We start from the raw sequence: 14,926 nt of genomic DNA on the forward strand, positions 1-14,926 counted from the left end.
ACGCGCTGTCACAACTGTCGCGGCCCTGGCGATTGCCACGGTCGCAGTCCCGCTCGCCACGCCTGCTGCGGCTGCCGTGCCGGCATCATCGAAACCCGCCGCCGGACCGTCCGCACCGCTCGGAGTGGACGCTGCCCTCGCCCAGGCCACCCGAAGTGGCAAGCCAGTCGAGGCGACCGCTGAGGGCACCTCGACGCAAACCCTGACCGCCCAACCCGACGGGCAACTCCTGCTCACCCAGACCGCCATGCCCAGCCGCAAACGCGTCGGCGACAGCTGGAAGCAACTGGACCCGACCCTGGTACGACGAGCCGACGGCACGATCACCGCAACCACGACCACAAATGAGATCACGCTGTCCGACGGAGGCACCGGACCACTGGCACGCTTGGTCAGCGGCGATCGGTCCCTGGCGCTGACGGCACCCGTCGCCCTGCCCGTGCCCACGCTCGCAGGGCCGACGGCCACGTACCCCGAGGTGTTGCCGGGCGTGGATCTGACCGCAACCGTCAACGCTCAGGGTGGCTTCTCGCACGTCTTCGTGGTGAAGGACGCGACGGCCGCGGCGAACCCGAAGTTGGACGCACTGGATCTGACTACGACGGCCACGGGCTTCACGCTCGGCGCTGACGCCGCTGGCAACATCAGCGGGAAGGATCGCCGCGGTGATGCGGTCATCACCGCACCCACGCCGATGATGTGGGACTCCTCGGCGGTCGACGGCACCGCCCCGGCCGCTCGCAGCGGCGCCGCGTCGACGACCGCCACCCCGGGCCGGGCAGCCCGCACCTCGGAAATCAAGGTATCCGTCGGCCCTGGCAAGCTGGGTCTCGCGCCGGACCGCAAGCTGCTCACCGATGCCGCCACCGTCTACCCGGTCTACATCGACCCCAGCTTCAACTGGACCTCAAACGGCCCGAAGATGTCCAACTGGGCCACCATCTCGTGGCAGAACCAGGACGGCAACTACTGGAATAACACCCCCGACCCGGACGGCCGGATGCAGGTCGGCAACTCCGGCGAACAGCGCTCCCAAACGCTGATCAACTTCGCGGTTCCCTACAACCTGCTCTCCGGCGCGGAGATCGGTGACGCCAAGTTCAAGATCGTCAACTCAAAGTCGTGGAACTGCACCAAGAAGACCGTCAATGTCTACGCCCCGGCCGCCACATTGGCCCAGTCAAACGCCACCTGGGACTTCTGGGAAAACCAGAGCAACGGCCCGCTCGCCGCGTCGCAGAGCTTCGCCTATGGCTACAGCGGCTGCGACCCCACTGGCGTGTCCTTCGACATCACTGAACAGGTCAAAACCGACGTCACCAACAAGCGGGCCATCCGCACGCTGCGGATGATCGCCGAGAACGAGGCTAGCGACCAGCAGAGCTGGAAAGAGTTCAACGAGACCACCCCCACGTTCGAAATCCGCTACAACCACAAACCGAACAAGCCGAGCGGACTGAGCACCTCCCCCCGCACCGCCTGCGCCGGTGGATCAATGATCGGCGACAACCCGGTCAGCCTCTACGCCCCAGTGTCCGACCCTAACGGCGGCACTCTCGGCGTGAGCTTCAAACTCTGGAAGAGCAGCGACTCCGGGCAGACCGCACTGGCATCGTCTAACCCGAACCTGCTGACGTATCCGTCGGGCAGCACGGGGGTGCTGATCGTGCCGGTGACAACGCTACGAGCGGCCGCCGCCGGGGCAATCACCACCTTCTCCTGGAAAGTGCAGGCAACCGACTTTCGGACACCCAGCGACTGGTCCGCCACCTGCAGCTTCACCTACGACCCGACCCGCACCGGCGCGCCGGACATCAGCCAACCCCAGACGCGCTCGACCGTCGGCGAACCGGTCAGCTTCACCGTCACACCTCCCACCAGCGGCACCGTCCCCAGCAGCTACAGCTACCAGCTCAACGGCTTCCCCCCGGTCACCGTCTCCGCCTCCGCCGGCAACGCCACCGTCGTCGTCACGCCAACCCGCCTCACCAACACCCTGGCCGTGACCAGCCTCTCGGCGGGCGGCAACTTCGGTGAAACCGCAACCGTCACGTTCAACGCGGACCCCGCCGCAACCGTCGCCGACGGCGACCTGACCGGCGACAACGTTGCCGACCTGCTCACCGTCGGCGCCCGCAACGGCCTCCCATCCGGTCTCTGGCTGGGCACGGGCATGAACAGCGGCGCCGTCCGCACCTCCGCAACCGACATCGGCGCGCGAGGAAACGGGTTCACCGGAACGCAAAGCCCCACCGAATTCAACGGCAGCCAAGCGATCTCCGGACGGTTCTTCGGTAACGGCACCCAGGACGTCCTCGCCTACTACCCGGCAGGAGCCAGCGCCGGCACCGCCAGCATCCTACGAGGCAACGGCGACGGCTCCGTCATCCAGGCCCAGTTCAGCGACAACCAACGGGCCGTCTTCGTCGACCAGTTGATGGACGACGGCGGCAATATCCCGTTGCAGCTAGCCAATGCCGGCGACTCTCGAGGCACCGCCTCCACCATCCCTGACCTGATCGGCACCAGCGGCGACGCCACCAACGGCTACTCCCTCACCTACTACCCCAGCTACTTCGCCCCCGGCATGTACTTCGGCGGGTCGCGCACGCCGACCCTGACCCCAACCGGCGGCGTGGACTGGAACAACTGGACCATCACCACCGCCCAGCTCAGCGGCGGCACCGCGATGTTCCTGTGGAACAGCAGCACCGGCGCCCTGCACCTGTGGACCGACCTCGCCTATAACCAGGACACCAACCAGCTCACCTACACCCCGTACACGCTCGCAAGCAACTGGAACCGAGGTGCGACGCTGAGCCTGCGGGCCGCCGACGTCAACTCCGACAACACCGCGGACCTGTGGACCGTCGGCGCCAACGGCTTGACCACCTCATACCTGGTCACCGGCCTCGGCACCACACCCGCCATCGCCAGTCAGCAAGCCCAAGGCTTGGTGACCACCAAGCACACCTGGCCACTCAATGACGGCACGGCAGGGGCCACGGCGGCCACCGCGGCCGACACCTCCGGCGGCAGTACCCTCACCGGCACCGGCAACGCGAAATGGCACGAGGGTGACCTCTTCAGCCCCGACCTGCGGCTCAACACCGACGCCACCGGCACGAGCGTAGACACCAGCGGCACCGGCAGCCTGGTCAGCGCCGCCAGTCCCGTGCTAGTCGACACCACCAAATCATTCAGCGTCGCCGTCTGGGCAAAGCCCACCACAGCCGGAAAGATCATCCTCTCCGAAGAAGGGGCACGCTCCGCCCGCTTCATCCTGTGGCAGGAACAGAGCGACAACACGTGGCGATTCGGGATGGCACGCTCCGACAGTGACGGCTGGTCTTACGACCAGGCCATCAGCGCCCCGACCGCACAACTCGGCGTGTGGACTCACCTGGTGGCCACCTACAACCACACCACCAGCACGATGGCCCTGTACGTCAACAACAACCTCGCCGGCACCGCCCAACACGCCGCGGCAGTGTCCTGGCCCAGCACGGGGCGCTTTGTGGTCGGCCACTACCGCTACAACGGCGCCCCGAGCTCGTACTACGCCGGTCAGATCAGCAATGTGCAGCACTGGGACCGCAGCCTCAACCCGGCCGAGGCCACCGCACCCGGCAACTACGCACAACAAGTGCTCGCGCCCAACCTGCGTGACGTCACCGGTGACGGCCGCGTCGACATGCTGATCAAACAGGGCAACGGCAATGTGCTCCTGCGCCGAGGCACGAACCTAGACGGCGTCCTGACGTTTGACGCGGGTGTCGTGGTGTGCGCCGGATGCGGCGGCTACGACCTGTTCAACCCAGCCGACGCCAACAACGACGGCACCCTCGACCTCTTCATGCGCCAGGTCTCCACCGGCGACATGTACGTCTACCCCAACACCGTCGCCCACGGCGACCCGATCTGGGGAACACGGATGCTGGTCTGCGGCGGATGCACCGGCTTCGGCATGGCCGACCTCGACGACATCGATCGCGACGGCAAACGAGACCTGTTCGTACGGGAGAACAGCACCGGAAACATGTACTACTACCCCGGCACCGGCACCGGCGGCTCCGTCACCTGGGGCAGCCGGACCCTGCTCTGCGGCTCCTGCGGCGGCTACGACCAAGCGTCCGTCGAAGACGTCAACAACGACGGCAAAATCGACCTCTTCATGCGCCAATCCACCACAGGGGACATGTACATCTACCCCAACACCAACACCAGCGGCCAACCCGCCTGGGCCCCCCGCGTCCTCGTCTGCGGCACCTGCCGAGACTTCGACATGAGCAGCCTCGGCGACGTAACCAACGACGGCAAGGTCGACCTCCTCGTCCGCCGCCGAAGCGCAGGAACCCTCACCCTCTACCCCGGCACCGCCGCCCCCGGCAGCGTCGCCTGGGGAACCCCCTCCCTGCTGTAACCAAGCGCTGCACGCCCCGGGTACCCCGCAGGTGGTACCCGGGGCGTACAGCTGCCGACTGCACAGACCTCCGCCACGAGAAGGACACACACACACAACCCGTACAGCATCCTAGGAGGATGGGCGTAGGCGTCGGGCCTGTCTCGCTAAAGGTGTTTCCGGCGATCTTGGTTAGTAAGTTTCAGCGGCTGGGAAGCGGTCGCTGAAGGTGATGGCAAAGGCGTTCAGGGCGGGTTTCCAGCGCATCGTCCATCGGGTTCGGCCTGCCCCGGTGGGGTCCAGGGATCGGGTTACCAGGTACAGACACTTCAACGCGGCCTGCTCGTTGGGGAAGTGGCCGCGGGCTTTGACGGCCCGCCGGTAGCGGGCGTTGAGCGACTCGATCGCGTTGGTCGAGCAGATCACCCGCCGGATTTCGACGTCGTAGTCGAGGAACGGGATGAACTCTGCCCAGGCGTTGTCCCACAACCGGATCACCGCCGGATACCGGCTGCCCCACTTCTCGGCCAAGTCATCGAACGCCGCCCGGGCCGCCTGGGCGTTCACGGCGGTGTAGATCGGCTTGATGTCGTGCTTGAGCGCGTCCCAGTACTTGCGGGAGGTGAGCCGGAACGTGTTGCGGATCAGATGGATGATGCACGTCTGCACGATCGTGCGGGGCCACACGTTCGTCACCACCTCAGGCAGCCCTTTGAGGCCGTCGCAGACGAGGAAGAACACGTCCTTCACACCGCGGTTGCGCAGGTCGGTCAGCACGCTCATCCAGAACTTCGCGCCCTCACCACCGGTGCCGGCCCACAACCCGAGGATGTCCTTCTCACCGTCGAGCGTGACGCCGATCGCGGCATAGAACGGCCGGTTCGCGACCTGCCCATCGCGGACCTTGACCACGATCGCGTCGATGAACACCGCCGCGTAAATCTCATCCAACGGGCGGTGCGACCAGTCGGTCATCTCCTCGATCACCTTGTCGGTGATCCGCGAGATCGTCTCCTTGGACACCGAGGCGCCATAGATCTCCGCGAAATGCGCCGAGATCTCCCCAGTCGTGAGCCCTTTGGCATACAACGACAACACGACCTCGTCGACTCCGGAGAGCCGGCGCTGCCGCTTGCGGACGATCTGCGGCTCGAACGTGCCGGCCCGGTCCCGGGGCACGTCGATCTGCACCGGACCGGTGCTGTCGGTCAGCACCGTCTTCGCCCTGGTGCCGTTACGGACGTTGCCCGACCCGGCACCGACCTGATCGTGTTTCTCATAGCCGAGGTGCTCGGTCATCTCCTCGTTCAACGCGGTCTCCAGGACCGTCTTGGTCAACTGCTTGAGCAGCCCGTCCGGGCCGGTCAACGACAGCCCCTGTTCCTTCGCGGCCCGAACCAGCTCAGCGGCCGCCTTCGCCTCCGCCGACGGCTCGGGCCGCTTCCTACGTCCGGTCTGGTCGTTCAGTGTCGCGGTCATCACGGCACCCTCCTCACCAGGCACAACGCCCGGCAGGTCAGGCCGGAAACACCGTTAGATCCACAGACCCTAGGCGTCCGTTGGCTTCTGCTGGTCGTCGAGGGAGTGCGGCAGAGGATCCGGGCTTCGAACCCCGGCCATGAGCATCGATGCCAGCTTTCAGGTCGGTCGACGCCTGCCTTTGCCTTTTGATGAGACGCGACCGCTTGGCGCAGCAGCATCAGAGACACGCATAGGCTTAGATGGTCTGGCACAGTGATTCGGGTGAGTGCGGCAGAGTTGATCAGTCGGCTTCTTCAAGCCAAGGCGCATCTTGACCGGGCTCGGGAACTAATCCAAGCTGCCGGCTCCGAGCTTCGCCAAGCGCGAGCGTTGATCCAAGCGGCGCTGCAGGGCGCCGCCGCTCAGAGCACTGCCGCGATGGTGGACCGCAGCTCACAGCAGCTCGGCGCAGCGGGTGTCGCGGTCGGTCAGTCAGCGGGCAAGGTGGACGAGATCCTCACGCGGGTGCGTGGGCTGGGCGGTCTGGGAAACTAATCGCGGGTGGCGGCGGGATCCGTCGACCACCCGCACCTGCTGACCCGCCGCAGGCGGTCCTTCGCGCGGCCGCGAATCTGGCCCGTCGCAGCGAACCACAGGACAAGACCGAGGCGTTCCTCCTCGCCGACGGGGCGATCATGCGCGATCCTGACTTCTCTGCCGAGCCAGACGGCCGGTTGCGCAGCCGGCAGATCCGGATGGGCAGGCTTCCCGCCGCCGGGGTGGGACTCAAGCCGCCGCTGGCTCAGGCCATCGTGATGGACCACGCCGAGGCGCAGGCCGCGGCCATGCTGCGCCGTCCCGGCAGCCCATCAGAGGCCACGCTCGTGCTCAATCACACCCCCTGCGACGATCCGATCAGACCCCTGGTCTGCGAAAAGATCCTCGCCACGATCCTGCCGCACGGAACACGCCTGACGGTGTTCCTCACCGACGGCGACCGCACATGGCTTCATAAGCTGTACGTCGGAACAGGAGAAGGGATCCGGCGATGAGCATCGACATCACCTGGGGACGCGGCGACGGCGCCGCGTCGGTCAGCACCGTTGCCGAACTCGACGCCACACTGGACACAATCAGTAACGCCCACATCACACAGATGCCCTACTGCGTCACCCTCGTCGCTCCCGGCGGCGGCGATTTTCCCGTCATGCTCGACATCTGCATCGGGCACCCCGAACGGTCATTCGTCTACCACGTCGCCGTCGACGGCAGCAGCGCCTGGGGATACCAGCCCGACGTCGGACCCGGCCCTGGGTTCACCTTCGATTACGCCGGCACCGCTACCGACGCCTGGCCCGAACGCACCCGCGTCACCAACGCGACCGCCCGGCAAGCGGCACGACAGTTCCTCACTAGCGGAGGGCAACGACCCGACGCGGTGGCCTGGGAAATCGTCGAATAGCTTCGAGCATGGACGACGTCACGAGGCGAGTGGCGAGAGCGGGTAGGGCGCGGCTCGCGGGCCCTCACCGGCCGGGGGCGCGCGCACAAGAGTTGCACGGCACGCTGCCGGTCGCCCCTAACTGGACTCGCGTTAGAGATGCTCCCCGTCCCTCACACCGCAGCCTAAGAGGCTTCAGCATAGCCGTCCGGGTGGGCCGAGCCATGTCCGGTGGAGAGACTTCCTGCAGGGCGAAACTAGCTGCCTTACGTTTGTCGATTCGTCGTTGCGTTGGCGCCCACGTCAGTGACAGCGCTCGTGAACTTCGGGGCCGCTTGGAAGTGCGCCCGTCGGGCCGCGCGCCGGAACGCACCTAGCACGGCTGGTCCGGCGAGGGTGACGAGGACGGCGGTGGTGACCGCCCGTCCGGTGTCCCAGCCCAGCGAGGTGACGGTGAAGAAGGTCAGGTACCGGTGGAGTTGTTCCAGCATCGGCAGACCGGGCTGGTAGGCGATTGAGCTGGTCGGGTCGAGCGAGAACGGCCAGAAGGACAGGTTGAGCATGAAGCCGAAGAAGTATCCGCTGACGGCGGCGTAGGCGGCGAGCAGTGCGATCTCGGCCCGTCCCCGTACCCGGGGTAGCAGGCCGGCGAACATGCCGACCCAGGCGCAGCCGAACATCTGGTACGGCAACCACGGTCCCACTCCCCCGGTGAGCAGGGCGGAGGCGAACAGCGAGGTGCAGCCGAGCGCGAAGCCGAAGCCGGGCCCGAAGACCCGGCCGGCGAGCACGAGGATGAAGAAGACCGTCTCGATGCCCGCCGTGCCGGCGCCGAGTGGCCGCAGGGCCGCGTTGATGGCGGACAGCACGCCCAGCATGGCGAGCGCCTTGGCGTCGATTCTGCCGTCGGCGATCTCGGCGAAGATGACGGCGAGGACGAGGAGCAGCAGCACGCCGAACATCAGCGGTGGGGTCTGGGTGGAGCCGAAGGTGCCCGGCGGGACGACGAACGGCCAGAGGAACGCGACGAAGCCCAGGAACGACGCCATGGTGATCGCGAGCACGGCGCGCAGAGGCACGCGGACCGCGACGTTCGGTGTCGTCATGCGGGCACCGCCGGATCGTCGAGGGCGGCGGCGACCTGCCCGACCGTCAGGTAGGGCAGCGGCGCGAGGATCTTCGCGACCTGCGGGGCGAATGTGGGCGACGCGGTGAGCACGGTCGGGACGGGACCGTCGGCGACGACCTCACCGTCGGCCATGACCACGACCCGGTCGGCGGTGGCGGTGGCGAACTCGACGTCGTGGGTGGCCACCACGACGGCGCGGCCCTGCGCGGCGAAGCCGTCGAGGGTACGCGTCAGCGCGGCCTTCGCCTGGTAGTCCAGCCCTCGGGTGGGTTCGTCGAGCAGCAGCACACCCGGCGTCACGGCGAGCTGGATGGCCAGCACCAGAGCCAATTGCTGCCCGGCGGACAGGTCCCGGGGGTGGCTGTCGCCGTCGATGCCGGCAGCGATGCCGTCGAGGAGACGCCGCGCGGTGCCCGGCTCGGCGCCGTCGCGGTCGGCCTGGTCGAGTTCGGCGTCGACGGTGTCCAGGTAGAGCAGGTCGGTGGCGGTCTGCGGGACGAGGCCGACGAGTCGGCGGGCGTGGCTGGCGCTGACCCGTCCCGGATCGAGGGTGCCGTCTGGGGTCTCGGGGACGGCGATGCTGCCGCCATCCCGGCGACCAGAACCCTGCAGGGCCCACAGCAGCGACGACTTGCCGGAGCCGTTGCGGCCCATCAGCGCGGTGATCTCGCCGCGTACCAGTGTCAGGTCGACGCCGCGGACCGCGACGACCGGTCCGTGGCGAACGATCACGCCGGCCGCGGTCAGCGCGCTGCGGGCGTCGGCGTGGGAGAGTCGGTGTGCTCGCGTCGGCGTCGGGGGTAACCGGTCCCGCAGCGCGGCCGCGTGCCGGCGGGCGTCGCGCACCGACAGCGGCGGCGGTGACCAGCCGGCCAGGCGTCCGAGGTCGACCACGGGTGGCGCGACTGTGGTGCCGCCGATGAGGGCGGCCGGATCACCGTGACGGACCGCGCCGTCACGGGCGACGTGGATGAGCCGGTCGGCGTACGGCAGGACCCGCTCCAGGCGGTGCTCGGCCAGCACGACGGTCACGCCGAGGTCGTGAACCAGCCGGGTGATGGTGGCGAGGACGTCGTCCGCTCCGGTCGGGTCGAGCGCGGAGGTCGGTTCGTCGAGGACCAATACCCGCGGGTGGGCGGTGAGCGCCGCGCCGATCGCCACGCGTTGCTGCTGACCGCCGGAGAGTTCGTGCAGGCCACGGTGGCGCAGGTCGGCCAGGCCGAGCAGGTCGAGGGTCTCCTCCACCCGGGTCCGCATCACCGCCGGATCGAGGGCGAGCTGCTCCATTCCGTACGCCAGTTCCTCCTCGACGGTGTCGGTGACGAACCCGGCGACCGGGTCCTGCCCGACGACACCGACCAGGTCGGCGAACTCGCGGGGCGGGTGGTGTGCGGTGTCCCGGCCGGCGACGCGGACGCTGCCCTGCAGGGTGCCGCCGGTGAAGTGCGGTACGAGGCCGTTGATCGCCCCGAGCAGTGTCGACTTTCCCGCCCCGGTGTGCCCGACGACCAGGCACAACTCTCCCTCGTCGATGCTGAGGTCAACGTCGCGCAATGTGGGGCGGGACGCGCCGTCGTAGGTGACGCTGACGCGCTCGAAGCGGATCATGAGGGTGCTCCTGCGGTGTCGGCGGCACGTCGTTCGGCGGCGGGCTCCGGTCGGTGCGGGCGCGGTGGTGTCGGTGCGGCGATTGCCGCGAGGGCGGCGACGAGGATCGCGGCGGCCGGTAGGGCGGGCAGGCTGGGCCAGTGCAGCGGATAGAGGCTCGGGTTGAGCGCGGCGGGGTCGTAGCCGGTGCCGGCGCCGAGCACGACGGCAGTGACGACCCCGCAGCCGGCGACCGTCCACTCCGGCCACTGCCACGGGTCGGGCCGGTACCGGCTGCGCGACACCCGACGCCCGCCGAGGGCGAGCCCGGCCACGCAGAGCAGCACGCCGCCAGCGAGGCCACCGAGCCCGACCGGGCGGGGCACCCCCGGGTCGAGCAGTCCGTACGCGCCGACGCACAGGCCTGCCATGCCGGTGAGCATGAGGACGCCGGTGAGCCGTCGCGAGGCGGGTGTGGCGGTGCCGACCCGGCCGTAGCCGCGGGCGTCCATGGCGGCGGCCAGCCGCAGTGACCGGTCCAGGGCGTCGTGCAGGACCGGCATCAGGATGGCCCGCACGGCGCCGAGGCCCCTGGCCCGTCCGGCGCGTAACCGGCGGGCACGCGCGACCCGTTGGACGCTCTCCACCAGTTGGGGTGCGACGCTCAGCGAGACGGTGACGGCGACACCCAGCTCGTACAGCGCACCGGGGAGGACCCGCAGGGCGCGTTTGGGGTTGGCGAGGCTGTTGGCGGCGCCGATGCAGCACAGCAGGCACGCCAATCGGAGCCCGTCGACGGTGGCGGAGAGGGTTGCCTCCAGGGAGACCGGGCCGCCGATCTGGATGCCCGCGTACCAGTCGGGGGTGGGCAGGTGCGGCAGCCGGAACAGGATGTGGTCCTCGGGGGTGATGCCGGAGGCGAAGACCGTCCGGAACACCACCCGGATCGCGATGATGAGCAGTGCGAGGTAGAGGTAGTAGCGGAACGCCCGCGCCCAGGGGGCGTCGGTGCGGCGGACGCTGACGACGAACCCGAGCACCGCGAAGATGAGCAGCAGCAGCAGCGGGTTGCTGGTGCGGCTCGCGGCGGTCGCCAGCGCGAGCGCCCACAGCCACCAGGCCACCGGGTGCAGGGGGCGGGGCAGCCGGGCTACCGCGAGGCGGTGCAGGAGGTCGGGGCGGGTCGGGGGCATCGGTTCAGGTGCGGCGTCGCCGCCAGCCGACGACACCGCCGACCAGGGCGAGGACGGTCAACAGGCCGACGGTGATCAGCGCTGGCAGCGCCGAGCCGGTGTCCTTGCGGGCGGCCGTCGCGGTGGGTGCCGCGTCGAGGATGCGCGGCCCGTCGGGGGTGGCGTCCGGCGGCCCGGACGGCGCTCCCGCCGTGGGGGATGTCGTCGGGCTGGCCGGAGGCGTCGGCGTACCGCCCATCGGCACCGACGCCGGCGCTCCGGTCGGTGGTGGGCCGGGCGGGGGTGGGCCGATGCCGGGGTCACCCGGTGCCGGCGGGTTGCCGGCGGCTGGTGGGTTCCCGCCGCCGGGCTGGGCCGGGGTGGGCGCACCTGCGGGCGGCGCGGTGGTGGCGGCGCCGATCGGCGTGCTGTTGCGGGCGCGGACGCTGTCCGGGCTGACCGTGGGCCGCCCCTGGGTTCCCCCGATGTCGGTCGCCCCGAAGATCCACAGGTCGACGCTGCCCGGCTTGGGCTTGTAGCTCATCGCGCCGAGCTGGCTGTAGACCCAGCTGTTCTGTCCCGGGTCGGCGTGCCAGTACGACCAGTACGCGCTGGCCGGTGGGGTGAGCGCGCACTTCTCGTCGGCCGGGGTGGGGTACTGCGTTCCGCCCTGGTGACCCGCGTAGCCGATGCGGCAGATGAACGCCGGGCCGTCGTGCTGCGTCCCGGTGGTGCGCCAGCCACCTTGGTTGAGTAGTTGGTAGCCGGTGGTCGGGGTGGTGCCGCAGGACCGCAGCAGCGGCCCGCCCCAGCGGCTGAAGTCGACAGCGAGGATTGCCCCGGACGAGGTGGTGCACTGCCCGATTGGCAGGGGCGCGGCCAGCGCCGGCGTGGGTGCCACCACCGGCGCGGCGACGATCGTCAGGGCCGCGATCGACCGGAACCACCGGCGGGTGGTCACGATTCACCGCCGTTGTCGGACACCGCGCGGCGACGGGCGGCGACCAGCAGCAGGACGCCACCGACCACGAGCACCAGCGCCAGCAGGGCGATGGTCACGATGGACACGCCGGTGCGGGGCAGGTTGCCCCACGAGTGCCCGCCGGGGCCCGTCGCCGACGGGGTCGCCACGGGTGTCGCCGTCGGCGAGGACGGCTGGCTGGCGCTCGGCGTGGGTGTGGGTGAGCCGGACGGGTCCGGACCCGGCGTGTCGTGCACGTCCCGCGCCAGGGCGGCGAATGAGATGCCGGTGGCGCCACCGACGACCTGGGTGGAGGCGCGGACGTCCGATCCCGCCTGGCCACCGGCCGCGACGGTGAACCCGCCGTCGTCGTTCTGCTGGGCCGCCAGGAACGCCAGCGCCTTGCCGATCTGACCCGCGTAGGTGGTGTCGCGCAGGGTGAGGCCCTGGATGGCGAGCGCGGTGGAGTTGGTGGAGTCGCCGGCCGCGCCGGGGAACCCGCCGTGCTCCTTTTGCGTCGAGGCGATCCAGGCGAGCGCCTTGTCGACGGCGGTGGCCGCCGCCGGGTCGTCGGCGAGCGCGGCCAGGGCCATCGCGGCCATCGCGGTGCTGTCGACGTCCCGGTCGGTGTCCGCCGCTGGGATGAGGCTGGGGAACGACCCGTCGGCGCGTTGCAATCCCTTGAGGAACTCGACCGGCTTGGCGGCGGCTTCGCCCTGTCCCGCGCGTAGTTGCGCGATGATGCCGAGCGACTGCCCGAAGACCGAGGTGGCGTACCGGTAGTTGCCTGCTCCGGCGCAGCCGGTCGATGCGTCGACCTTGGTGCAGGTGACGTCACCCAGCGCGGCGATCAGGTCGTGTCCGCCGAAGGTCCGTGGGTCGTAGCCGGTGACCTGGGCCAGCAACGCGACCTTGCCGATCGCGCCGCCGACGGCGTAGTCGGTGCCGACGCCCAACCACATGTCGACGGTGAAGCCGTTGTCGCCGACCGCGCCGCCGCCGCGAAGGAACTCGACGATCGCCCGCAGCTTCGCGTCGTCCCCGCCGGTGGCGGCCAGGGCGTACGCGCCGTCGATGCTCAACCCGAAGTCGGGGAAGCCGGGAAACGACTCGTAGTACTGGCCGTCGATCAGGTTGGCCGGCGCGACGAGGTAGGACACTCCCTTGGCCAGATCCGGCCGGGGCCCGGCCGGTGGTGGCCCGCCCAGGCGGTGGGTCAGCGCGGCGAGGTTCGTGCCGGCGAGCGCGAGCGCCGCCGCGGCGGTGGCGGCCAGGTCGGCGTCCGGGTTGCTCGGGTCGGGGCTGAGCCCGCCGCCGGTGGCGATCCGGCCGACCAGGAAACCGGTGGCGGCGGCGGCCCGATCGGTGATGCCCAGCACGGCGAGGGCCTGCGCGGCGTGTCCGGTCGAGTAGGTGTCGGTCAACCCGGCGCCGGTGTAGGGCTGGTAACCGCCGTCGGTTTCCTGCGCCCCGGTCAGGAACGTCTTGGCCGAGCCCAGCGCCTCGTCCTGTCCGCCGAGGGCGTGCAGCGCGAGGACAGCCAGGGTCGTGGCGGCGATGTCCGGGTCGCAGAACTCGCCCGGGGCGAGCCACAGGCCACCGAAGGCGCCGCTCGCGCACTGCTGCTCGGTCAGCCGGGCGACGGTCGCGGTGGGCGGGGTGATGCCGGCGCGCTTGAGCGCGAGCAGCGCTGTTGCGTGGGTCATCGGTCCGGTCGATCCGGCGAAGTCACCGGCGGCGGCGCATCCGGCGTCGATGTCGGTCGCGGTGCACACCCGGTCGGTGAGCGTGGCGATCAGGTCCCGGCCGCCGAACGCGCGCGGGTCGCCTCCGGTGATCGTGGCCAGCAGGGCGAGGTTGGCGACGTTAGCGGTGTTCGGCACGGCGGTGTCGCCGTTCGGGAAGATCGCGGCATCGACGTGCGCCCGCAGGTAGTCGACGACCTTGGTGAGGGTTTGGTCCTGCCCACCGGTCCCGGCCAGGGCGGTGGCGACAGCGATGGTCCGGTAGTAGTTGACGAAACCGTTGTCCACGTGGTCGCCGTCGACGAGCTGCCCCACCAGGTAACTCGCCACCGCCTTGACCTGCGCTTCCGTCGGTCGCGTCGGCACGGGCGTCGAGGTCGGGGTCGCCGTCGGAGTCGCAGTGGCGGTCGGAGTCGGGCCGCTCGCGCGTACCGACGCGGGGGTGAAGGTGGGCACCCCGGTGCTGCCGCCGATGTCGGTGCCGCCGAAGACCCACGCCTCGACCTCACCCGGGCCCGGCCGCTGGGACATCGCGCCGAGTGGACTGTAGGTCCAGTGGTCCTGCCCGGCCGGGGCAATCCAGTAGGACCAGTAGGCAGTGGCCGGCGGCGTCAACTCGCACGCCTCGTCAGCCGGCGTCGGGTGCTCGGCACCGGCGTCGAAGGCGGGAGACCCAATCCGGCAGATGAAGCCGGGGCCGTCGTGGGCGGTGCCGGCGGTGGTGAAGCCCGCCTCGTGCAGCAGGTCCAGTCCGGTGGTCGGGGTGGCGTCGCAGCCCCGCAGCAGCGGCCCACCCCATGCGCCGAAGTCGACAGCGACGATCGCGCCCTGCGTTGGGGTGCAGGACTCCAGCGGGTCGGCGAGCGCGGCGCGGGTCGGCACCACCAGCGCCACCGCGCCGAGCACCGCTGCGGCGACGGCCGCCAACCACGCTGCGGGAACACGCGACGTTCGACTGACCAGTGGGGACATGGCGACTCTCTCGGGGGCTAGCGGCGCAGGCGCGGACGCGGACCCCGAGGACAAAC

General features: G+C 69.9%; 10 protein-coding genes. 4 read left to right on the forward strand and 6 right to left on the reverse strand.

The genetic code is table 11. The features are described 5' to 3' along the window. The first annotated feature begins 124 nt into the window (after positions 1-124). A complete protein-coding gene (locus tag ACN269_RS08990) occupies positions 125-4,423 on the forward strand; it encodes a LamG-like jellyroll fold domain-containing protein (RefSeq protein WP_421472006.1) in 4,299 nt (1,432 codons plus the stop codon). Between the two features lie 171 nt (positions 4,424-4,594). Here ACN269_RS08990 and ACN269_RS08995 read toward each other — a convergent pair whose 3' ends face one another. After that, positions 4,595-5,881 (reverse strand): IS256 family transposase, encoded by a 1,287-nt coding sequence (locus ACN269_RS08995; RefSeq protein WP_421470792.1) that lies wholly within the window; start codon positions 5,879-5,881, stop codon positions 4,595-4,597. 264 nt (positions 5,882-6,145) lie between these two features. On the opposite strand from ACN269_RS08995, the gene ACN269_RS09000 reads away from it, so the two are divergent. From ACN269_RS09000 to ACN269_RS09010, 3 genes are all read left to right on the forward strand, one after another. Further along, positions 6,146-6,418, forward strand: coding sequence for a DUF6244 family protein (locus ACN269_RS09000; RefSeq protein ID WP_421472007.1), 273 nt, complete (start codon positions 6,146-6,148; stop codon positions 6,416-6,418). Positions 6,419-6,558: 140 nt separating this feature from the next. Further along, positions 6,559-6,915 (forward strand): DddA-like double-stranded DNA deaminase toxin, encoded by a 357-nt coding sequence (locus tag ACN269_RS09005; RefSeq protein WP_421472008.1) that lies wholly within the window; start codon positions 6,559-6,561, stop codon positions 6,913-6,915. Next, positions 6,912-7,325: an Imm1 family immunity protein gene (locus tag ACN269_RS09010; RefSeq protein ID WP_421472009.1), complete on the forward strand. Its 414-nt coding sequence runs from the start codon at positions 6,912-6,914 to the stop codon at positions 7,323-7,325. Before ACN269_RS09005 ends, ACN269_RS09010 begins: the two co-directional genes overlap by 4 nt. Before the next feature lie 245 nt (positions 7,326-7,570). Here the strand turns inward: ACN269_RS09010 and ACN269_RS09015 are convergent, their stop codons facing one another. Genes ACN269_RS09015 through ACN269_RS09035 form a run of 5 tightly spaced genes read right to left on the reverse strand, consistent with a single transcriptional unit; the run spans position 7,571 to position 14,870 of the window. Then, entirely contained in the window at positions 7,571-8,410 is an 840-nt protein-coding gene (locus ACN269_RS09015; RefSeq protein WP_421472010.1) for an ECF transporter S component, read from the reverse strand. Continuing rightward, complete coding sequence (locus ACN269_RS09020) at positions 8,407-10,041, reverse strand: ABC transporter ATP-binding protein (RefSeq protein WP_421472011.1); 1,635 nt, start codon at positions 10,039-10,041, stop codon at positions 8,407-8,409. The genes ACN269_RS09015 and ACN269_RS09020 overlap by 4 nt, the downstream gene beginning before the upstream one ends. Further along, positions 10,038-11,213 (reverse strand): CbiQ family ECF transporter T component, encoded by a 1,176-nt coding sequence (locus tag ACN269_RS09025; protein WP_421472012.1) that lies wholly within the window; start codon positions 11,211-11,213, stop codon positions 10,038-10,040. Before ACN269_RS09025 ends, ACN269_RS09020 begins: the two co-directional genes overlap by 4 nt. Before the next feature lie 4 nt (positions 11,214-11,217). Then, complete coding sequence (locus tag ACN269_RS09030) at positions 11,218-12,153, reverse strand: hypothetical protein (RefSeq protein ID WP_421472013.1); 936 nt, start codon at positions 12,151-12,153, stop codon at positions 11,218-11,220. Further along, complete coding sequence (locus ACN269_RS09035) at positions 12,150-14,870, reverse strand: prenyltransferase/squalene oxidase repeat-containing protein (RefSeq protein ID WP_421472014.1); 2,721 nt, start codon at positions 14,868-14,870, stop codon at positions 12,150-12,152. The genes ACN269_RS09030 and ACN269_RS09035 overlap by 4 nt, the downstream gene beginning before the upstream one ends. Positions 14,871-14,926: the final 56 nt, after the last annotated feature.

Source organism: Micromonospora sp. WMMD736, from assembly GCF_049179015.1.
Lineage (GTDB): Bacteria > Actinomycetota > Actinomycetes > Mycobacteriales > Micromonosporaceae > Micromonospora.

Coding starts and splice junctions, on each gene's coding strand:
- ACN269_RS08995 (WP_421470792.1), bottom strand. CDS start 5,881: ATGACCGCGACACTGAACGACCAGACCGGACGTAGGAAGCGGCCCGAG.
- ACN269_RS09005 (WP_421472008.1), top strand. CDS start 6,559: ATGCGCGATCCTGACTTCTCTGCCGAGCCAGACGGCCGGTTGCGCAGC.
- ACN269_RS09010 (WP_421472009.1), top strand. CDS start 6,912: ATGAGCATCGACATCACCTGGGGACGCGGCGACGGCGCCGCGTCGGTC.
- ACN269_RS09015 (WP_421472010.1), bottom strand. CDS start 8,410: ATGACGACACCGAACGTCGCGGTCCGCGTGCCTCTGCGCGCCGTGCTC.
- ACN269_RS09020 (WP_421472011.1), bottom strand. CDS start 10,041: ATGATCCGCTTCGAGCGCGTCAGCGTCACCTACGACGGCGCGTCCCGC.
- ACN269_RS09025 (WP_421472012.1), bottom strand. CDS start 11,213: ATGCCCCCGACCCGCCCCGACCTCCTGCACCGCCTCGCGGTAGCCCGG.
- ACN269_RS09035 (WP_421472014.1), bottom strand. CDS start 14,870: ATGTCCCCACTGGTCAGTCGAACGTCGCGTGTTCCCGCAGCGTGGTTG.